At 71.7% G+C, this 19,779-nt stretch carries 20 protein-coding genes; 11 read left to right on the top strand and 9 right to left on the bottom strand.

Annotated features, from left to right (window positions below; translation table 11 throughout):
* Window positions 1–87 precede the first annotated feature (87 nt).
* On the top strand, window positions 88–1,029 hold the full coding sequence (locus tag ACGFQ9_RS11680) for an alpha/beta fold hydrolase (protein ID WP_393573551.1): 942 nt from the start codon (window positions 88–90) through the stop codon (window positions 1,027–1,029).
* On the opposite strand, the gene ACGFQ9_RS11675 is transcribed toward ACGFQ9_RS11680, so the two are convergent.
* Complete coding sequence (locus ACGFQ9_RS11675) at window positions 1,017–2,558, bottom strand: class I adenylate-forming enzyme family protein (protein WP_393573550.1); 1,542 nt, start codon at window positions 2,556–2,558, stop codon at window positions 1,017–1,019. The genes ACGFQ9_RS11680 and ACGFQ9_RS11675 overlap by 13 nt on opposite strands.
* A gap of 147 nt (window positions 2,559–2,705) precedes the next feature.
* Between ACGFQ9_RS11675 and ACGFQ9_RS11670 the strand changes: the two genes are divergently transcribed.
* The 5 genes from ACGFQ9_RS11670 to ACGFQ9_RS11650 all read left to right on the top strand — a co-directional run bounded on the left by ACGFQ9_RS11670 (window position 2,706) and on the right by ACGFQ9_RS11650 (window position 7,997).
* The gene (locus tag ACGFQ9_RS11670; protein WP_393573549.1) at window positions 2,706–3,893 is read left to right on the top strand and encodes an amidohydrolase family protein; all 1,188 of its coding nucleotides are present in this window, start codon (window positions 2,706–2,708) and stop codon (window positions 3,891–3,893) included.
* A 5-nt stretch (window positions 3,894–3,898) separates the two neighbouring features.
* On the top strand, window positions 3,899–5,050 hold the full coding sequence (locus ACGFQ9_RS11665; RefSeq protein ID WP_393573548.1) for an acyl-CoA dehydrogenase family protein: 1,152 nt from the start codon (window positions 3,899–3,901) through the stop codon (window positions 5,048–5,050).
* A 27-nt stretch (window positions 5,051–5,077) separates the two neighbouring features.
* Window positions 5,078–6,013, top strand: a complete 936-nt coding sequence (locus tag ACGFQ9_RS11660; RefSeq protein WP_393573547.1) for an acyl-CoA dehydrogenase family protein — start codon at window positions 5,078–5,080, stop codon at window positions 6,011–6,013.
* 392 nt (window positions 6,014–6,405) lie between these two features.
* Window positions 6,406–6,858, top strand: coding sequence for an ATP-binding protein (locus tag ACGFQ9_RS11655; RefSeq protein ID WP_393573546.1), 453 nt, complete (start codon window positions 6,406–6,408; stop codon window positions 6,856–6,858).
* A 233-nt stretch (window positions 6,859–7,091) separates the two neighbouring features.
* On the top strand, window positions 7,092–7,997 hold the full coding sequence (locus ACGFQ9_RS11650) for a universal stress protein (RefSeq protein WP_393573545.1): 906 nt from the start codon (window positions 7,092–7,094) through the stop codon (window positions 7,995–7,997).
* Between the two features lie 41 nt (window positions 7,998–8,038).
* Here ACGFQ9_RS11650 and ACGFQ9_RS11645 read toward each other — a convergent pair whose 3' ends face one another.
* The 5 genes from ACGFQ9_RS11645 to ACGFQ9_RS11625 all read right to left on the bottom strand — a co-directional run bounded on the left by ACGFQ9_RS11645 (window position 8,039) and on the right by ACGFQ9_RS11625 (window position 10,932).
* Window positions 8,039–8,407, bottom strand: a complete 369-nt coding sequence (locus ACGFQ9_RS11645) for a helix-turn-helix domain-containing protein (protein ID WP_393573544.1) — start codon at window positions 8,405–8,407, stop codon at window positions 8,039–8,041.
* Complete coding sequence (locus tag ACGFQ9_RS11640) at window positions 8,404–8,778, bottom strand: type II toxin-antitoxin system RelE/ParE family toxin (RefSeq protein ID WP_393573543.1); 375 nt, start codon at window positions 8,776–8,778, stop codon at window positions 8,404–8,406. The genes ACGFQ9_RS11645 and ACGFQ9_RS11640 overlap by 4 nt, the downstream gene beginning before the upstream one ends.
* A 195-nt stretch (window positions 8,779–8,973) precedes the next feature.
* Window positions 8,974–9,399: a hypothetical protein gene (locus ACGFQ9_RS11635; RefSeq protein ID WP_393573542.1), complete on the bottom strand. Its 426-nt coding sequence runs from the start codon at window positions 9,397–9,399 to the stop codon at window positions 8,974–8,976.
* A gap of 194 nt (window positions 9,400–9,593) precedes the next feature.
* A complete protein-coding gene (locus ACGFQ9_RS11630; protein WP_393573541.1) occupies window positions 9,594–10,670 on the bottom strand; it encodes a helix-turn-helix domain-containing protein in 1,077 nt (358 codons plus the stop codon).
* 52 nt (window positions 10,671–10,722) lie between these two features.
* Window positions 10,723–10,932 carry a hypothetical protein gene (locus ACGFQ9_RS11625; RefSeq protein ID WP_393573540.1) on the bottom strand — a complete coding sequence of 70 codons (210 nt, stop codon included), beginning with the start codon at window positions 10,930–10,932 and terminating at the stop codon, window positions 10,723–10,725.
* 179 nt (window positions 10,933–11,111) lie between these two features.
* On the opposite strand from ACGFQ9_RS11625, the gene ACGFQ9_RS11620 reads away from it, so the two are divergent.
* Complete coding sequence (locus ACGFQ9_RS11620) at window positions 11,112–12,491, top strand: hypothetical protein (RefSeq protein ID WP_393573539.1); 1,380 nt, start codon at window positions 11,112–11,114, stop codon at window positions 12,489–12,491.
* Between the two features lie 37 nt (window positions 12,492–12,528).
* Here ACGFQ9_RS11620 and ACGFQ9_RS11615 read toward each other — a convergent pair whose 3' ends face one another.
* Window positions 12,529–13,455, bottom strand: coding sequence for a cyclase family protein (locus ACGFQ9_RS11615; protein WP_393573538.1), 927 nt, complete (start codon window positions 13,453–13,455; stop codon window positions 12,529–12,531).
* 84 nt (window positions 13,456–13,539) lie between these two features.
* Here ACGFQ9_RS11615 and ACGFQ9_RS11610 point away from each other — a divergent pair, with 84 nt between their 5' ends.
* From ACGFQ9_RS11610 to ACGFQ9_RS11600, 3 genes are read left to right on the top strand one after another with little or no spacing between them, the layout of a single operon-like run.
* The gene (locus ACGFQ9_RS11610; protein WP_393573537.1) at window positions 13,540–14,451 is read left to right on the top strand and encodes an SDR family oxidoreductase; all 912 of its coding nucleotides are present in this window, start codon (window positions 13,540–13,542) and stop codon (window positions 14,449–14,451) included.
* 10 nt (window positions 14,452–14,461) lie between these two features.
* Window positions 14,462–15,733, top strand: a complete 1,272-nt coding sequence (locus ACGFQ9_RS11605) for an acyl-CoA dehydrogenase family protein (RefSeq protein WP_393573536.1) — start codon at window positions 14,462–14,464, stop codon at window positions 15,731–15,733.
* Window positions 15,730–16,797: a Zn-dependent alcohol dehydrogenase gene (locus ACGFQ9_RS11600; protein ID WP_393573535.1), complete on the top strand. Its 1,068-nt coding sequence runs from the start codon at window positions 15,730–15,732 to the stop codon at window positions 16,795–16,797. Before ACGFQ9_RS11605 ends, ACGFQ9_RS11600 begins: the two co-directional genes overlap by 4 nt.
* 118 nt (window positions 16,798–16,915) lie before the next feature.
* Here the strand turns inward: ACGFQ9_RS11600 and ACGFQ9_RS11595 are convergent, their stop codons facing one another.
* Complete coding sequence (locus ACGFQ9_RS11595) at window positions 16,916–17,830, bottom strand: hypothetical protein (protein WP_393573534.1); 915 nt, start codon at window positions 17,828–17,830, stop codon at window positions 16,916–16,918.
* 40 nt (window positions 17,831–17,870) lie between these two features.
* Complete coding sequence (locus ACGFQ9_RS11590; RefSeq protein ID WP_393573533.1) at window positions 17,871–18,545, bottom strand: flavin reductase family protein; 675 nt, start codon at window positions 18,543–18,545, stop codon at window positions 17,871–17,873.
* A gap of 232 nt (window positions 18,546–18,777) precedes the next feature.
* On the opposite strand from ACGFQ9_RS11590, the gene ACGFQ9_RS11585 reads away from it, so the two are divergent.
* On the top strand, window positions 18,778–19,680 hold the full coding sequence (locus ACGFQ9_RS11585; RefSeq protein WP_393573532.1) for a hypothetical protein: 903 nt from the start codon (window positions 18,778–18,780) through the stop codon (window positions 19,678–19,680).
* Window positions 19,681–19,779 lie beyond the last annotated feature (99 nt).

Raw genomic sequence — 19,779 nt, 5'->3', positions numbered from 1 at the left:
CGCCTTGATGGTACAGCCGTATCAAGATCGTGGTACGGTCGTATCACGAAGACCGGATGTCCCAGGACTCCAGGAGGTGGCCCCGCCGTGCCCGAGAACACGAACCGAGCCCGCAAGGACGTCGGACGGTACGTCAGCGACGAGCTGCGCGACCGTTACCACGCCGCCTGCGACGCCGTCTTCGCGATGGGCGCGCCGATCCGGTCCGAGACCGACGTGGAGACCGCCTTCGGCACCACCCACGTCTACCGGCACGGCCCTGTCGGCGACCCCGTCGCCGAGTCCCGTACCCCGGTGGTCCTGATCCACGGAGCGGGCTCCTGCGCCGCGACCTGGTACCCCAACACCCCGGCCCTCGCCCTCGACCGGCCGGTCTACGCCCTCGACACGCCCGGCGACGCCAACCGTAGCGTGCACCGCGAGCCCATGTGGCAGCCGGATCGGGCGGCGCAGTGGCTCGACGAGGTGCTCGACGGGCTCGGCCTCGACCGGGTCCACCTGGTCGGCGCGTCCTACGGCGGCTGGCTGGTGCTGAACGCGGCGCACCGCCGGCCCGGCCGGCTGGCGTCCGTCACCGCGCTCGACCCCGGCGGCCTGGAGAAGGTCGGCCTGCGCTTCTTCGCCTGGGTGTTCGTCAGCCTCTTCGCCACCCTCGCGCCCAAGCCGCTGCGCCGGCGCATCGCCGCCTGGCTGGAGCAGCCGGTCCTCGTCGTGCCCGAGCTGCGCGCGATGGCCCTGGCGGGTGTCCGGGCCTACCGGATCCGCCGCCCCGCGCCGCTCCCGCTCGCCGAGGACGCCCTGCGCTCCATCCGTACCCCGCTCTACCTGGTGCTGGGCAAGCGCAGCCTGCTGCTCGACCCGGAGCGTCAGCTGGAGCGGGTGCCGCGGCTCGTCCAGGGCGCCCGCGCCGAGATCATCTCCGGGACCGGCCACGGCCCGCAGATCGACCACGCGGACGAGGTCAACCGGAGGATGCTCGCGTTCATGGAGGACGTGGACCGGCTCCCCGCGGGTACTCAGTCCGCGTAGCGCTCGCGCAGTTTGTACTTCAGGACCTTGCGGAGGGTGTCGTTGCGGGGGAGGGCCTCCACCACCTCCAGCTGTTCCGGCAGTTTGTGCGTGGCCAGGCCCGCGGCGCGCAGGTGGGCGGTGACGGCCTCCAGGGTCAGCGGTGCGGCGCCCGCGGGCTGTTCGACCACGGCACAGACCCGTTCACCGCGCTCGGGGTCCGGCAGGCCGATGACGGCGACGTCGCCCACGCCGGCCAGGGTGTGCAGGAGGTCCTCGATCTCCTTGGCGGAGATGTTCTCGCCCTTGCGGATGATGACGTCCTTGCTGCGGCCGGTCAGCACCAGATGGCCGGACTCGGTGAGGTGCCCGAGGTCGCCGGTGATCAGGTAGCCGTCGGGGTCGAAGACCGCCGCGGTCTGGGCCGGGTCGAGATAGCCGCGGCAGACGGCCTCGCCGCGCAGCCGGACCTCGCCGTCCGTTCCGGCCGGGAGGGGTTTGCCGTCCGGGTCGGTGATCCGGACGGACATGCCGGCCGGGGGCCGGCCCTCGGTGCCGGCCAGGTTCTCGTCGGTGTCGTCCGGTGCACCCATGGTGATCATCGGCACCTCGGTCATGCCGTAGCCGTGGGTCAGCCGGCAGCCCAGCTCACGGGTCACGGCGTAGTAGATCTCCGGGGGCTTGGGGGCCCCGCCGCCCGCCAGCAGCCGCAGGGTGGGGATCAGCTGCTCACCGGGCGGCAGCCTGCGCTGTTCGGCCAGGAACATGGAGTAGAAGGCGGTGGAGCCGCCGGCCACGGTGACCCCGTGCCGCCGGTAGCCGTCCAGGGCCCCGGGCAGCGCGAACTTCTCGAAGAGCACCGCCGGGAAGCCGTACAGCAGCAGCATCACCAGGTAGTCGGGGCCGCCTATGTGGGCGTAGGGGAAGGCCACGGAGCCGACGTCGGAGGCGCTCAGGCGGAGGGCGTGGGCCAGGCAGGAACCGCCGGCGATCAGCGAGCGGTCGGTGTGCAGCACGCCCTTGGGGTCCGAGGTGGTGCCCGAGGTCCAGTAGATCCACCGCACGCCGGTGCCGGATCCCGGGGGCGGGGGCAGGACCGCCGGGTCGCCGTCGGGCAGGTCGTCGTACGCCTCGAAGACGCCGCGGGCGCCCAGCCGTTCGGCCATGGCGGTGTGGTCGAAGCCGCGCCAGGTGCCGGGCACGGCGAAGAAGGCGGCCTTCGAGGCGTGCAGCGCGAAGCCGACCTCGCGGTCCCGGTAGAAGGGGATGACGGGCGTCTGGACGGCGCCGAGCCGGGCCAGGGCGACGGACAGCAGCACCGTCTCGATGCGGGTGGGCAGCTGCCAGGCGACCACGCTGCCGGGGCGGACGCCGAGGCCGTGCAGTCCGGCGGCGACGCGTTCGGCGCGGTCGCGGAGCCCGCCGAAGGTCAGGGTCCGGCCGGTCTCCGCCTCGATCAGCGCCGGGGTGTCCGGGCTCAGTGCGGCCCGCCGGGTGATCAGTTCCCAGAAGGTGGCGGACCGGTCCAGTTCGCGTGCGGTGTCCGTCATGCCCGGCCTCCCGTGGGCTGCAGACCTGACGTTGTGTCAGATCGACGCAGAGCGTAAGCCGGGAGCGCTTTACGGTCCAGGGTGCGCGGGGCTAGCTTGTTTCTGACGGGTCATCAGAAACGGTTCGCGAGAACGGTGAGGGGACACATGGAACTGCCTCGGATCATCAGCGTCGACGACCACGTGATCGAACCCGCGCACCTCTTCGACCGCTGGCTGCCGGCCAGGTACCGGGACCGCGGACCCAAGGCCGTCACGGCCGGCATCGGCGAGCTCGCGTACGTCGGCGGCAAGTACCAGATCACCATGGACCCCGACGGCCCGCCCACCGACTGGTGGATCTACGAGGACCTCAAGTTCCCGTACAAGCGCAACATCGCCGCCGTCGGCTTCGACCGGGACGAGATGACCCTGGAGGGGATCACCCGGGAGGAGATGCGGCGGGGCTGCTGGGACCCGGCGGCCCGGCTCGCCGACATGGACCTCAACCACGTCGAGGCCAGCCTCTGCTTCCCGACCTTCCCGCGGTTCTGCGGCCAGACCTTCGCGGAGGCGCACGACAAGGAGGTCGCGCTCGCCTGCGTCCGCGCCTACAACGACTGGATGGTCGAGGAGTGGTGCGGGGACAGCGGCGGCCGGCTGATCCCGCTGTGCATCATCCCGCTCTGGGACATCGGCCTGGCCGTCGCCGAGATCCGCCGCAACGCCGCGCGCGGGGTCCGGGCCGTCACCTTCTCCGAGATCCCCACCCACCTGGGACTGCCGTCCATCCACTCCGGCTACTGGGACCCCTTCTTCGCGGTCTGCCAGGAGACCGGCACGGTGGTGAACATGCACATCGGGTCCTCCTCCCAGATGCCCGCCGCCTCCCCCGACGCCCCGCCCGCCGTCCAGGCCAGCCTGAGCTTCAACAACGCGATGGCCTCGATGATGGACTTCCTCTTCAGCGGGGTGCTCGTCCGCTTCCCGCGCCTGAAGCTCGCCTACAGCGAGGGCCAGATGGGCTGGATCCCGTACGCCCTGGAACGCGCCGACGACGTGTGGCAGGAGCACCGGGCCTGGGGCGGGGTGCGCGGCCTGATCCCCGAGCCCCCGTCGACGTACTACTACCGGCAGATCTTCTGCTGCTTCTTCCGCGACAAGCACGGCATCGCGTCCCTCGACGTGGTCGGCCGCGACAACGCGACGTTCGAGACCGACTACCCGCACGTGGACTCGACCTTCCCGCACACCAAGGAGGTCGCCCTCGACCACGTCAAGGACCTGGACGAGGAGACGGTCCACAAGCTGATGCGGGGCAACGCGATCCGGATGCTCGGACTGGACCTGGTCTGAGCGCCGTGGACCTCACCTACACCGAGGCGGAAGAGGAGTTCCGGGCAGGGCTGCGGGAGTGGCTGGCCAAGGTGCTGCCGGGGCTCCCGGACCGCCCCTCGCCCGACGACTGGCCGGGCCGGCGGGCGTACGACGCGGGCTGGCAGCGGATGCTCCACGACGCCGGCTACGCCGACGTGCACTGGGACGCCTCGCCGACCCGGCGGCTGATCTTCCTGGAGGAGACCGAGCGGGCCGGCGCCCCGTACGTCGGCGCGAACTTCGTCGGACTGCTGCACGCCGGGCCGACCATCGCAGCCGAGGGCACCCCGGCCCAGCGGGAGCGCTGGCTGCCGCCCGTGCTGCGCGGGGACGAGATCTGGTGCCAGGGCTTCTCCGAACCGGACGCCGGCTCGGACCTGGCCGCCCTGCGCACCCGGGCGGTCCGGGACGGGGACGACTACGTGGTGACCGGGTCGAAGATCTGGACCTCGCACGCGGAGGTCGCGGACTGGTGCGAGCTGCTGGTGCGCACGGGCCCCGCCACCGCCGGCGGCGCCGCGACGCCCAAGCACCGGGGCATCACCTGGCTGGCGATGCCGATGGACGCGCCGGGGGTCACCGTACGGCCGCTGCGGACGCTGGCGGGGTCCACCGAGTTCGCCGAGATGTTCCTCGACGAGGTCCGGGTGCCGGTGGCCAACCGGGTCGGCGCGGAGAACGACGGCTGGCGGGTCACCATGGTCACCCTCTCCTTCGAGCGGGGGACGGCCTTCGTCGGGGAGGTCGTGGCCTGCCGCCGCACCCTGGGCCGGCTGGCCCGTGAGGCGCGCCGGAACGGCCGCTGGGACGACCCGGTGCTGCGGCGCAGGCTGGGCCGGCTGCACGCCGAGTTCGGCGCGCTGTGGCGGCTCACCCAGTGGAACGTCAGCGAGGCCGAGACATCGGGCGGGGTGCCAGGGGTGGGCGGCTCGGTGTTCAAGCTGCGCTACTCGCACGCCCGGCAGGAGCTGTACGACGCGGCGGCCGAGGTGCTCGGGGCCGGGTCCCTGTCCCTCGACGAGGAGTGGACCCTGGACCGGCTCTCCTCGCTCTCGTACACGATCGCGGCGGGCACTTCGCAGATCCAGCAGAACATCGTGGCCGAGCGGATCCTCGGCCTCCCGAAGGGCCGGTGAGCCGGTGAGCGGTGTGGAGGTGTGGCTGTGGAATTCCGGCTGACCGAGGACCAGCGGGACCTGCGGGCGGGCGTGCGGGAGCTGCTGGCGGGCCGGTACGGGCGGGAGGCGCTGCGGGCCTCCCTCGACACCGGGACGGCGGTGGACCGGGCGCTGTGGCGCGAGCTGGGCGAGGCGGGCTTCTTTGCCCTGCGGCTGCCGGAGGAGGACGGCGGGGTCGGGCTCGGGCTGCCGGAGGCGGTGCTCGTCTTCGAGGAGGCCGGGCGGGCCCTGGTGCCCGGGCCGCTGGTCGCCACGCACCTGGCCGCCGGGACGGTGCCGGGGGCGGCGGAGGGCCGGGCGGTGGTCACGGCGTACGACCTGGCGGGCGGGCTGGTGGCGTACCTCGCCGAGTCGGACGCGGTGCTGGGGGCCGGTGTCCCGGACGGCGGGCTGCCGGACGGCGGGTGGTCGCGCGTCGGGCTGCCGGACGGCACCGCCACCGCCTCGGTGGACCCGCTCACCCCGCTGCACCGGGTGGCCGGGGCCGGCGTGGCGGGGGCGTACCGGGAGCAGGGTGCGCTGCTGACCGCGGCCCTTCAGCTGGGCAGTGCGCTGCGGACGGTGGAGCTGGCGGTGGCGTACGCCGGGGAGCGCGAGCAGTTCGGGCAGCCGATCGGCGCCTTCCAGGCCGTCAAGCACCTGTGCGCGCAGATGCTGGTGCGGGCCGAGCTGGCCCGTACGGCGGTCTACGCGGCGGCGGTCACGGGCGTGCCGGCGGAGACGGCGGCGGCGAAGCTGCTGGCGGACGAGGCGGCCGTGCGCAACGCCCGGGACTGCCTGCAGGTGCACGGCGGGATGGGGTTCACCTGGGAGGCGGACGTGCACCTGCACCTGAAGCGGGCCTGGGTGCGGGCGGAGCAGTGGTGCACGGCGGCGGAAGCGGAGGAGGCGCTCGCGGCGGACCTGCTGCACGCGGCGTGACGGCCCGGCCGGCACGGGGCGTGACGGTGACGGGCTCCGGGGGCCGGGGGAGGGCCCGGCGGGACGGGAGCGGGGCGTAACGGAAGTCACGGGTGGGACGGGCGGGGACGCATGTCCGATTACAGAGAGTTGATATCGGTTTGTGTCCTGCGCCGGGCTCATTACGGACCGCAGTCGGTGACCGCTCCGGTACTCTCCCGTCAATGCGAGCGGCCCGGCGGCGTGAGCGTCGCACAGTATGCACCACGCCTACTCCTTCGCGCTGGAATATGCCCGAAGCGCTTGTTGTGGTGACTGTATGTCAACCATGCTGCTCCGCAAGGGGATCACGTTCGGTGATTCCGTCGTCCTTTCGCGAGGCGAAGTGTCCGCCGGTTCGGATGGTGTGAGCGGTGCAGGTGCTTCAGGTTCAGCTGGAGGTAGGCCCGGATCCCGCGGAGGTCGGCCGGGCCCGCAGATGGGCGCGTTCCCGGCTGGCGGGGTCCGGCATAGGGGACGACGAGCCGCTGGCGGAGACACTGATCCTGCTGATCTCGGAGCTGGTCACCAATGCCGTGGTGCACACGGGCTGCCCCGCGGTGCTGCGCGTGCTGTTCGGAGGCCCGGGCGTCCGGGTGGAGGTGGCCGACGCCAGCGACCGCCCGCCGGCGCCGCGGCACGCGGCCGGCGACGACACCGGAGGGCGCGGACTGGAGCTGGTGGACGGGCTGGCGGACCGCTGGGGCTGGCAGCGCGAGGGAGCCGGCAAACGCATCTGGTGCGAGATCGACCGCTCGGACAAACGGTGCGCCGACGCGGCCGGGGAAGATTTTGCCGTGTCGCGGGAACCGCGCGTGTACCTCTAACGAGGTGTTGACGGTTCGTCACGTGTTGATCACCCTGGAGTGGAACGACGCGTCGCGAGGGGACGCCAAGGGATCACCTTGACGAGTGCGGGTCGTGGGGTGGCGGCTTGCCGTGTCGCGCTCGGGGCGTACATGACCGTACGCCGCCACCCGCAGTACCTCCGGGCGTGTCGCCGGGGTGTCCGGGGCCGAGGACCCGTGCAGGGCGACCGTACTGGTGCAATCCTGGACAGATGATCGCTAAAGGGATGTCCGGTGGGGAGATCGTCGTTGCCGTCGACGGCTCCCAGCACAGCCTGAAGGCCCTGGACTGGGCGGTCGACGCCGCCCGGGCCGGCGGCCGGCAGCTCGTGGTCGTCCACGTGCTCTCCGACGAGACGCAGCTGTGGCGCTCCCGGCGGGACGCGGTGCTCGGTGCGCCGGAACAGGAGCCGCCCGACCCGGTCACCGACAACGCGCGCAGCCACCTCTTCGGGCGGGAGGACCTGCCGGAGATCCGGTACGAGACCAAGTGGGGCGAGCTGGAGAGCGTCCTCCAGGAGCGCGGGGCGCGGGGCGCCCTGCTGGTGCTGGGGTCGCGCGGCCGGGGCGGATTCACCAGTCTGCTGCTCGGCTCGACCAGCCGCGTGGTCGCGACCAAGGCGGCCGTACCCGTGGTGGTCGTCCGGGACACCCCCGAGGACGCGGCACCGGACGCGCCGGTCCTGCTCGGGCTCAACCCCACCGAAACCGCCGACGAGGTCGTCGCGTTCGCCTTCGGGTGCGCGGAGGAACAGGGCCGCCCGCTGGTGGTGCTGACCGCCTTCCCCAGCCCGGCGGCGCCACTGCCCATGTTCGGCACCCCGATGGCGGGGTTGCCGGAGGACGACGCCGCCCCGCTCACCCGCGAGATCGAACGCGCCCAGCAGGAACGGCTGGCGCCGTACACCGGGAGCTTCTCCTCGGTGCGGGTGACCAGCGAGATCGGCGCGGGGGACGCGGCCGGCCAGCTGGTCAGCCGTTCCGAGACCGCCGCCCTGCTGGTGGTCGGCCGGCACCGCCGCCGGCTGCAGGCGGACTCCCTGATGATGGGCTCGGTCACGAACGCGGTCCTGCACCACGCCCACTGTCCGGTGGCGGTGGTTCCGGGCACGGACTGACATCGGTTTCCGGCGACGTGGTCGGCGTCGCCGTGGGAGCCTCAGGCCGCTGATGAGTTCCTGCCGGCCTCCTTCTCCTGCGGATCTCCGCCGTTGTGCGCGGTGAAGAGGAAGGCGGAACGATCTCCGTCGAGGTCGATGGTGAGGGATGCGTCCAGGGCCTTGGCCAGACGGGTGAGCAGCGGCAGGGTCGGCAGCGAATCGCCGCCCTCGATGTTGGAGATCTGGGGCTGGGTCATGCCCGCACGGCGGGCCAGTTCGGCCTGCGACAGACGGAGCTCCGTGCGGCGGTCGTACACGGCCTGCCCTAGGGCGAACGCGTAGCCGGCCTCCACGTAGGCGGGGGACTCCTCGACCGGCTCGCCCAAGAGCTTCTTGGTCCGGCGGGTTCTCCACTGGGAGTGGTTCACGGGTTCTCCTCCTTGATCCGGTCGTAGCTGTGCTCGGCAGGGCCATGGCGGGCTTCGCACCTCTGCTGCGCTTGCAGGGCGCGCTCGACTTCGGCTTCTTCGCGCTGTCTGGTCTTGCGGAAGACCGTCAGGAGCACGATTCGCTGCTCGGGGGCGAGCCAGTACGTGATGCGGACGGCGTTGCCGTCCATGGTGAAACGGAGCTCACGAACCTTGCCGCCAAGATGACGGGAGTATGGCTCCGCGAGTGTCGTGGGCTCTGCCGCGAGCATGTCGGCGGCGCGCTCAGCCTTGTCGTAGTGCTGATCCGAGAGGAGCTCCAGCCACTGCTGCACCTCCGGCTCGATTTCGATCCGCCATGGACGGCTCACCTACCCACCATACAGATATCTATATGGTCTGGCGGTGACCGGTCGACGGGAGGGCGAGAGTGCCTTCCTGTCGGCTCGTCCTCCGCCGGCAGGGCCGCGTCCTGACGGAAGGCGGTTCGGCCGGGAATCCTGCCAACGCGTGGAGCGTCCGCCCCGCCGGTGTGGGGAGTACCGACGGGGCGGACGGGAGGTCGGTCAGGCCGTCGGGGCGGGCTGCCCGGTGAGGAGCGAGAGGAGCTGGTCGCGCTCGTCGCGCCAGATCCGGTGGATGTTCATCCGGGTCGGTCCCTGCTGGTTGGGGAGCTGCATCCGGAAGTCGCTCCAGATCGTGTTGATGTTGACCTGGGAGACCAGGCCGACGGCCTGCGCCCGCGGGATCGCGAAGGCTATCTCCTGCGGGCGGTTGCTCATCCGGCTGGCGCGGTGGATCACCACGGCCTGCTCGGTGACGGTGATGAAGTAGTACGTGAGGAACGCCTGGCCGATCAGGCCCAGCATGCTCATCAGCCAGACGCTGGGACCGGCGACGGCCTGGACGGTGACGACGGGCCGGTCGGCCGGGTTGGCCTCGGCGATGGCAGCGGCGACCTGCTGCGTGATGGTGGCCTTCTTCATGGCCATGGGGGACTCCTGAGCGGAAGGAAAACAGGGCCCCCGGGGCCCGGGGGCACCGCAGCGTACCGGCTCGGCCGGTTCCGGGGCAGAGTGAGGTGCCTGCGGGCCGGAGGGTCCCCAGTTCCCTCCGGACCGCAGGCGGCCGAGGATGTCGGCGCGCTCTGGGTGACGGCCCGCTCCGCCGTCCCCCGGCAGGGAGCCTATGGCGCCGTCCGCGACGGCGGTGTGCGAGGCGTGCGCGGTGTCTTGACGTTCCGTGCAGGCACGTTTGAGCCGTGCGCGGCCATCGCCTCCTGGCGGTACCGGGTCGGGGTGGTGCCGTAGGCGTCGCGGAACGCTCGGGCGAAGACGGTGGCGCTGGTGAAGCCCCAGCGGGCGGCGATGGACTGCACGGTGTGGTTGTGCAGTTCGGGGGTGGCGAGGTCCTGCCGGCAGCGCTCCAGTCGGCGCCGGCGGATGTCCGCCGCGATGCCGGTGCCGGTGCCGGCGCCGGTGAGCTCCGGGGATCCGTCCCGGCTCGCGAACAGGGTGTACAGCGTGCGCAGGGAGACGGAGTGGTGCTCGGCGACGGCCCGCGGGGTGAGTTCGGGGTCGCCCAGGTTGTACTCGACGAAGCGGTTGATCCGGGCCCGCAGCGCCCGGGTGCGGGCCTCCGGCGACAGGTCCTGCGGGGCGTCCGTCTGCTGCGCCAGACAGGCCGCGGTCAGGTCCACGGCGATGTCGCCCAGCCGTGCCAGGTCCTGCGGACGGCAGTCGGCCCCCTGGGACTGCAGGGAGACGATGAACTGCGCCAGGATCGCCGCCATGCCGGTGCGGGCCGGGATGGGCCGGGCGAGCATGGCGTCCAGCCGCTCGGGGCGCAACGGGATGGCGCTGCGCGGGAACTGCAGGACGATGGCCTCGACGTGCCCGGACGCGTCCGGGACCCCCGCCTCCCACGGGTGCGAGGAGTCCCAGAACACCAGGTCGCCCGCGGACAGCGCCGACTCGTTCCGTCGCTGTGCGATCCATTCCTTCCCCGAGGTCACCAGGGCGAGCTGGTACTGCTGGGGGTCGCTCCGGCGGATCAGGGCCGGGGTGCGGCGCGAACGCAGCGGGGAGTAACGGAACTTCGACACCTGGAGCGCGCCGAGGTCCAGCGCGGAGACCTCGGCGTCGAAGGAGTCCGGGCGGTCAGTGCTGAGGGCGGTGGGCGCCAGCTCGCTGGCGACGACATCACTGAACCAGTCGAAGAGGTCCCTTGACGGAACGTCATCAGCGGAAATGTTCGTCCACATCGCTCGCGCACCCTCCCCCTTGCTCGCCTCCGATCCAGGCTAGCGTTTCGCTTCAGACGACGGGCTTGCCGTCGTGCGCGCCGCCGACGCAGACCCACGAGCCGGAGTCGTACAGGACAACTCCCCCACCGTCCTCGCACATCTGCCCGTCGACAGGGGGCGGCGGGACCTGCGCGACCACGGTGGCGTGCGCGACAGGAACGATGGGGCCGAGGGCGGCCAATATCACGGCGGCGGTGAACCCGAGGAGTCGTCTGCGCATCGGAAACCTCCGACAGGGACGAGTGACATGGTCGCCGCCAGCTTGGCCCCGTAAAGGTGTCGAGGGCGCACCCGACTACTCCATTCGGGTGATGGCTGTGCCCCGGCCATCGCATGGGAGGTCATCCCGGGAAGGGCTCTCCAGAGGCGTTCACCCAGGTGCGGCGGCAGTCTGGTGTCATGGAGAACACCCCCGAAGCAGTCGTGGGGCCACCTGATGACATCGGTCGACGGAAAGTCGTGATCAAGGGGAAGTCCGTCGGCAAGGTGCGGTCTCCCAACGGGCTGCTGAGAGTCCTGCGTCAGGCCGGTCTGACGTTTGAGGACGTCGAATGGCGCGGTGCGGACAGCACTGTCTGGCCGGATCGCCCGTGGCTTCGATGCGTGACCGGCGTCGTCGTGGCAGCCGCTCTCCTGGGGACCGCGTGTGCGCTCATCAGGATCGGAGCCAAGGACGCCGCTGATGCCCTCACCTTTGCCGGGCGAATGACCGGAATCGTCTTGTTGGCCGCGGGTTTGTTGGAAGCGCTTTGTGCGCTGGCTGCGGTCGACTACTGGGGCAGACGCAAAGTGCCTCAATCGGGGCCGGTCGTGCTGCTCGGGGTCTCGGTCGCCCTTTTTGTCAGCCTGGGTATGATCCTCATGCACATCCTCAACCGGTCGTATCCGTGGTACATGCTGATGTGGATAGCCATTGCGCTGGCTTCTTCCTGGGCTCTGTGGATGCTTCGTCAGGTGTGGAAGGCGTTTCGTCATCCCAGGAGAATCGCGATCGGGGCGACCGTCTCCATTCTTCTCGTCGTCACCAACCTGGCGTACGGGCTGGTTTACGTTCCCTCCGTGGCGCATCCAGTGGTGCACAGTACGGCCGAATTTGCGGCACCGAGTTTGGCGAGTTTGGGTGGCGAGAAGAAGGCCCTCTATGCCCGGATCCGTCTGAACATCAAGAACGTCGGCCAGGTCCCGGTCTACGTGCTGGGAAGCATCTACTGGATCAAGGTCAAGCCCGAACAGCGTCCAAGCAGCAAATACGCGGTGAAGGGGTCCGGTGAATTCATCGCGCCTCCGGGGCGGGCCCTGGGTGCGGCAGAGGAATATTCGGTGGATGTGGTCCATGAGATCAAGAACCCCGAAATGCTTGCACACGGGGCGGTCAGGGTCGAGACCGAGACGTACGTGATCAGGAAAGACAGGCTGACCATGACTGCCGATTACGAGGGTTCCGGGACGTGGCGAAACAAGCTTGTGGAGCAGGGCAAGGTCGCCGACCCTCCGGGGCCCGACGATAAGTCGTACAAGAGATATCAGTCCGGCATCTCCCAGAGCAGCGAGCTCCTGAACTGGATTCGAGGCCGGGAGCGTGTCACCGTCTGGTGGATTTATCGCGAGGAAAATCCGAATCTTGAGGTGGATGTGTCGCAGCCGGGTGAGAACAAGGTGTTTGCCCCCGACATCAAGAATGCTCAGGACCGGTACGGCCTCGCACGCGTGCGTGGCTCGATAGCGGAGGCGCCGGTGGCGGAACTCATGAAGTGGGCGCAGTCCCAGCGCCTGCGTTGAACCCGACCCCGCCCCCTCGCGAGGGCGGGGTCCCGCCTCAGAGGATCGCCACCGGTGCCACCGGGGTGCCCGTGCCGCCGACGAAGGGTTCGGGCATGGCGGAGAGGAAGAAGGCGTAGCGGCCCTCTTCTGCACAGGCTGTGGACAAGGTTTCGAGGTTCCAGTTCTGGCCCTGGTGCATGCCCATCTCGACCAGGTCGAGGGCGTGCACGGGCAGCCACAGGTCCTCGATCTCCGGGGGGAAGATCTCGAAGGTGAGGGTGTCGTTGGCCACGGCCGCCACGTCCCGTGCGTGGAACCACTCGGGGGTGCGCACCGAGAGTCCCGGGGACGGGAAGCCGTAGCCGTGCTTGTCGCCCGCCAGGTAGCTCCGGATCTGGCCCGTCCGCACCAGCACGATGTCGCCCGCCCGCACCTTCACCCGGCCGAACTCCTCGGCCTCGGCCAGGTCCGCCGGGGTGACCGCGTGGTCGCCGGGCAGCCGGTCCACGCCCTTGGCGCGGGCGACGTCGAGCAGGACCCCGCGCGAGGCGATCGGGGTCGCCTTGTCGATGCCGCTGAACTCGGCCCGGGCGTGCGGGGTGATCGAGGCGGCCGGGCGGCCGTTGTAGATCCGGCCCGAGTGCGAGACGTGGGTCAGGGCGTCCCAGTGGGTGGCCGCCTGCAGGCCCATGGTCACCGCGTCGTCGCTGCACGCCACCGTGCCCGGCCCGAAGATCTCCTGGTTGATCTGCACCATCGTGTGCAGCGGGTTGATCCGCCCGGGGATCAGGCCGGCCTGGACGCCGTCCTCCCTGAGCGGGAGGGCCAGCGGGACGCGCAGCCCGCTCCGGACCTCCCGCGCGGCCTTCCGCACCACCTCCGGGGTGATCAGGTTCAGGGTGCCGATCTCGTCCTCGGCTCCCCAGCGCCCCCAGTTGTTCACGCGCTTGGCGATCTCGTGGAACTCGGCCGGCAGGGACATGGGTCCTCCTCGGGGCTTGTGCGCGCGTATCCGACTGCCCCTAGAATCTAACGGTCCGTCAGAAACCGCGGGAAGGGGCCGGACGTGGGGAACTTCTTGGCAGGCAAGGTCGTCGCCGTCACCGGTGCGGGACGGGGCATCGGCCGGGCCGTGGCGCTCGCCGCCGCCGCCGAGGGCGCACGGGTGGTGGTCAACGACTACGGGGTCTCCATCGAGGGCGGCGAGCCCGGCAGCGAGGTCGCCGAGGCCGTGGTGAAGGAGATCACCGCGGCGGGCGGCGAGGCCGTGGCCGTCGCCGACGACGTGTCCACGATGGAGGGCGGACAGCGCATCGTCGACACCGCGCTCGCGCAGTACGGGCGGATCGACGGGGCGGTGTGCGTGGCCGGGATCCTGCGCGAGCGGATGCTGTTCAACATGAGCGAGGGGGAGTGGGACCCGGTCGTCGCCACCCATCTCAAGGGCACCTTCACCGTCTTCCGGGCGGCCTCCGCGGTCATGCGGAAACAGGGCTCCGGCACCCTCATCGGGTTCACCAGCGGCAACCACCAGGGCAGCGTCGCCCAGGCCAACTACTCCGCCGCCAAGGGCGGGATCATCTCGCTGGTCCGCAGTGCCGCCCTCGGCCTGCACAAGTACGGGGTGACCGCGAACGCCGTCGCACCCGTCGCCCGTACGCGCATGTCGGCCAACGTGCCCATGGAGCTCAAGGAGATCGGGGAGCCGGAGGACGTCGCCGCCCTCGTCACCTACCTGCTCAGCGAGCGGGCCAGGCAGGAGGGCATCACCGGGCAGGTGTACACCATCGCCGGCCCGAAGATCGCCGTGTGGGCGCAGCCGCGCGAACTGCGCGCCGGATACGCCGACGGCGCCTGGACCCCCGAGAAGATCGCCGACTTCCTGCCCGGCACAGTCGGCACCGACCCGATGCCGATGCTGGCGCAGCTGGAGGCCATGGCGAAGGCGGCGGCCGCCAAGGACCGCCCCAACGCGTAGGGGCCCCGCGGTGGACTTCGGATTCGGTGCGGCGGAGCGGGAGTTCCGGGCGGGCGCGCGGGACTGGCTCGCCGCCCACCTGGTCGGCCCGTACGCCGAGGCCGTGGGGGTGGGCGGGCCGGGCAGCGAGCACCAGGGGGTCGCCGCCCGGCGCGCCTGGGAGCGGGAGCTGGGGCGGGGCGGCTGGATCGGCCTGGGCTGGGAGGCGGACGCCGGCGCGTACGGGCAGCAGCGTGCCTCGCTCACCCAGCAGGTGGTGTGGGCCGAGGAGTACGCGCGGGTCCGTGCCCCCGGCCGGGTCGGCCACATCGGCGAGAACCTCCTCGCCCCCACCCTGATCGCGTACGGCAGCCAGGAGCAGCGGGACCGCTTCCTCCCGGGCATCGCGCGCGGCGAGGAGCTGTGGTGCCAGGGCTACAGCGAGCCGGGGGCCGGCTCGGACCTGGCCGGGGTCCGTACGACCGCCGTGCGCGAGACGGCGGCCGTGCGCGAGACGGCCGCCGTCCGGGAACGGGAAGGGGCGGCCGGGCGGACGGGCTACCGGGTCACCGGGCAGAAGATCTGGACCTCGCTGGCCCAGGACGCCGACTGGTGTTTCGTCCTCGCCCGCACCGAGGCGGGCTCCCGGCGCCACCACGGGCTGTCCTTCCTCCTCGTGCGCATGGACCAGCCGGGCCGGATCGAGGTCCGGCCGATCCGGCAGATGTCCGGGACCAGCGAGTTCAACGAGGTGTTCTTCGACGGCGCCCTCGCCGAGGAGGTCATCGGCGGCGAGGGGAACGGCTGGACCGTGGCCATGGGCCTGCTGGCCCTGGAACGGGGCGTGTCCACCCTGGTCCAGCAGATCGGCTTCGCGGCCGAGCTGGAGCGGGTGGTGCGGGACCACCTCCGGGCGGCGGGCGGCACCGCCGCGGCCGCCGACCCGGTCCTGCGGGACCGCCTGGTCCGGCAGTGGGCGGAGCTCCGCACCATGCGCTGGAACGCGCTCCGCACCCTGGGCGGCACCGCGGACACGGGCGCCCCGAGCGTGGCCAAGCTGCTGTGGGGCGGCTGGCACAAGCGGCTCGGGGAGCTGGCGGTGGCGGTCCGCGGTGCGGAGGCCTCGGCCGGGCTGCGGGACTGGGCGCCCGGTGCGCCGTACGAGGAGGGGCTGGACGAGGCGCAACGGCTCTTCCTGTTCACCCGCGCCGACACGATCTACGGCGGTTCGGACGAGATCCAGCGGAACATCATCGCCGAGCGGGTGCTCGGCCTCCCCAAGGAGCCCAGGAGGTTCAGTTGAGAGGCGTCGTGTTCGACGGCAAGCGGGCGCAGGTGGTCGACGACCTGGAGGTACGGGACCCGGGGCCGGGCGAGGTGCTGGTGGCGATCCGGGCGGCCGGGCTCTGCCACAGCGATCTCTCGGTGATCGACGGGACGATCCCCTTCCCGCCGCCGGTGGTGCTGGGCCACGAGGGAGCCGGGGTCGTGGAGGCGGTCGGTGCGGGCGTGACGCATGTGGCGCCGGGTGATCACGTCTCGCTCTCCACCCTGGCGAACTGCGGGGCCTGTGCCGACTGCGACCGGGGCCGGCCCACGATGTGCCGGAAGGCGATCGGGATGCCCGGGCAGCCGTTCTCGCGCGGCGGGCAGCCGCTGTACCAGTTCGCCTCGAACTCGGCTTTCGCGGAGCGGACGGTCGTCAAGGCGGTCCAGGCGGTCAGGATCCCCTCCGACATCCCGCTGACCAGCGCGGCCCTGATCGGCTGCGGGGTGCTGACGGGCGTGGGTGCGGTGCTGAACCGGGCGAAGGTGGACCGCGGCGAGAACGTCGTCGTCATCGGCACCGGCGGCATCGGGCTCAACGTGCTCCAGGGCGCCCGGATCGCGGGCGCGTCGGTGATCGTGGCGGTGGACGCCAACCCGGCGAAGGAGGCGGTGGCCCGGCAGTTCGGCGCCACCCACTTCGTGGACGCCTCGGCGGTGCCGGATCCGTCGGCGGCCGTGAAGGAGATCCTGCCGACCGGAGCGGACCACGTCTTCGAGTGCGTGGGCAACGTGAAGCTGATCCGGCAGGCCATCGACCTGCTGGACCGGCACGGACAGGCGGTGCTGCTGGGCGTGCCGGGCTTCACGGAGGAGGCGGCCTTCCAGGTCTCCTCCCTCTACCTGGACAAGACCATCATGGGCTGCCGCTACGGGTCCTCCCGTCCGCAGCGCGACATCGCGCTGTACGCGCAGCTGTACCGGGAGGGCCGGCTGCTGCTGGACGAGCTGGTCACCGAGGTCTACCCGGTGGAGGACTTCGCGAAGGCGGCGGACGACGCCCACCACGGGCGCGTCGCGCGCGGGGTCCTGACCTTCTAGGACGGGCCCGTCCGGGGAGGGCCTCCAGGGGGGGCTTCCAGGGAGGCCTCCAGGGAGGGCGGGGGAGCCGGGGCCGGCCCGGACCAGGCTCCCCCGCCCTCCCGGCACCGTGCCGTGGTCAGCTGTTCCGGCTGATCCAGACGGCGGCGAGTGCGGGCGTCAGACAGGCCGCGAGGAGAGGGAGATCGTCGAACCCGCCGACCTGGAACCCCTGTGCCTTGGGCAGCAGCAGGAGCAGCCCGGTCAGGAGCAAGCCCAGGGCGGGCAGGTGCACGCGCGGGCGGAACCTGCGAAGTGCGTGCACGTCCTCGGCTTCCATGACCGCCAGCACGCCGCAGTAGCCGAAGATGATCAAGGGTGAGGCGAAGAGGGCGATGCTCCCGGTCATGACCGGGCCCGGTTCCATCCGTTGGCCGTCGTCCGTCACTTCCGTGCCCGGATCGGCCGGGGCGTAGTACACCGAGACCCTCGTCCCCGGTGCCGGGGGTGCGTCCCTGGTGTACACGGCAGGGACGGTCACCTCGCGCGGTCCGCTGTCGAAGGGTATGCGGAGCACCAGGTCGGTCACCCAGTACTCGTCGCTGTCGCCGGAGGCCGGGTGGTGGGCCGGGTCGCCGGCCGACCGGACCACGGGCACCTCGCGCGGGCCGTATCCGACGGACTTCAGGCGCTCGGTCTCCCGGCCGTATTCGGCGGACACCATGGCGAACTGGAGGAGCGCGGCGAACGTACCGAGCACGATCACCGTGGCCAACAGCCAGCGCAGGAACGGATCGGCGGCCCCCGAGTCGCCGGCCGGGCGCTTGTCGAGGGGGCGGAGCCTGGCCCGGTACGAGGCCGCCACCCAGAGGGCGGCGAACACCACGGTCAGCCCGGCCAGCCCGAGCTCCGTCCGCAGCGGGGGATGGGGGCTCACCCCCCACAGGGCAGCCCCGACCGCCGCCGTGGCGCTGAGCACCATGCACCAGCCGGTCAGCGTGGTCCACACACTGCGCCCCGGCCGGAAGCCGCCTGCCAGACGTACCTCTCTCATCCCCGCCCCCTTGCCCAGGACGGCAGGATAGGAGAGTTGATCAGTCGGCGAAACGGCCGAACCTGCCCTTGTGGAAAAGCAGCGGTTCGCCCTCGCCGGCCGCGCCCATCGCCTCGACCCGGCCGACCACGATCAGGTGGTCGCCGCCGGTGTGCACGGCGTGGATCCGGCAGTCGATCCAGGCCGGTACGGCGGCCAGCCGGGGCGACCCGGTGACCGGGGCGGGGGCGTGCTCGACCCCGGCGAACTTGTCGGCGCCGCTGACCGCGAAGGCCCGGCACAGCTCGCCCTGCTCGGCGCCGAGGATGTTCACGCAGAAGACCCCGGCGCGGGCGATCCGCGGCCAGCTGGTCGACGTACGGGCCACCATGAACGTCACCAGGGGCGGGTCCAGGGAGAGCGAGGCGAAGGACTGGCAGGCGAAACCGGCCGGCCCGGACGCGCCGCCGCTCTCTCCCCCGCTCTCTCCGCCGCTCTCTCCGCCACCCTCGCCGTCCTCCGCGGTGGCCGGGGCGGTGATGATCGTGACCCCGCTGGCGAAGTTGCCCAGTACGGCGCGGAACTCGGCGGGACTGATCGGGGCGCGCTCGTCGTCGCCGACGGCGCGGAGATCGGGCCGCGGATGCGCGTCGACGGGCGCTGGCTCCGCGGCGGTGGGGGAGCCGACTGACCTGAGGTATCGGACGACGGTGGCCGCCATCCCTGCGTGTCCCATCACACTCCGATTGAAGCTGACGGATCGTCAGATTGGAAGCCTCGCGCTCCTGTCGCGCCGCCCTCCCGTGCCGGGGGTGGCTCGCGGAGCTTCCGCCAGGTGTACGCTCCTGCTTGCTTGAACGTGTTCAAATGCGAGTGGGGGGCGATGCGTCATGTCCGAGGCGGAGAACGGACCCCGGAGAAGCGGGCCGACGCCGGGGCAGTCCCGGCAGGGCCTGCCGGCGTATCCGATGACACCACCGCACGCGGCCGGTCCCGCACCGCGGCGCGGCGGCTACTTCGCCGTCGCCCCCGGAGCCGAAGCCGTGGCCTTCGCCCAGCTGATCCTGCTGGCCGTGGTCCTGCTCGTGCTCGGCATCACCGAGGACGACTACGGCGTCCCCGCCTACGACGCACTGGGGTTCCTCTTCGTCCTTCCTGTTCTCGGCCTGCTGGTCCTGCCCGTGCTGTGCCTCCTGCACAGCGCCCTCCTCACCACGCCGGTGATGGCGATGGCCCGCGAGTTCGCCGGCCGCACCCGGCTCCCCGAACCCCTCTGGGCGCTCGGCTTCCTGGCCGCCGGCGGAACCGTGCACGCCGGGCTGCTCGCGGTCGTCACCGGAGCGCCGTACGGAACGGCCTGGCTCTGGACCACCGGCAGCGGCGTGCTCCCGGTGGCCGCCGCCTGCCACGCCCACGCCAAGGGCATCGGCTGGGCCGGCATCCTCGGGCGCAGCGCCGCCCTGACGCCCGTTGCCGCCGCCCTCGTCGTGGCGGGCGGGATGACCGCGTACGAAGCCGGCGTGCTCTCCGCGTACGAGCCGCCCCGCCTGGAACGCGCCGCCTACGTGGGTACCTGGAGGGGGAACGGGGGAACGCTCCGGCTGGACGCCGACGGCCGCGCGACCGCCGAACACCTCGACCAGGACGACGGTTTCACGTCCGCCCGGCCCTGCGGCGGCACCGGCACCTGGACGGTGCGGGCGGCCACGGACCTCCGGCGGGCCGGCGTGGACATCCGCATCGACGGCTGCACCTCCCTGAACGAGTGGGAGGTGGCGGGCACGGCGGCCCGGCCGGAGCTCTTCGTCCTCCTCGAAGACCCGGACGCGGCGGACGTCCGCATCCTGACCAGGGAGGGCGGCGGGCAGTAGCCCCACCGGGTGAATGAGACGCCCCGAACAGGTCAGCCGTACGGCGGAGCGCGGCCGGACCGGTCATGGTGTCGGGGGCCGACGCGACGGACGGACCCC

Origin of the sequence: Streptomyces sp. NPDC048603 (assembly GCF_043199475.1) — a bacterium.
GTDB lineage: Bacteria > Actinomycetota > Actinomycetes > Streptomycetales > Streptomycetaceae > Streptomyces.
This window is presented reverse-complemented; position numbering and strand designations above follow the sequence as displayed.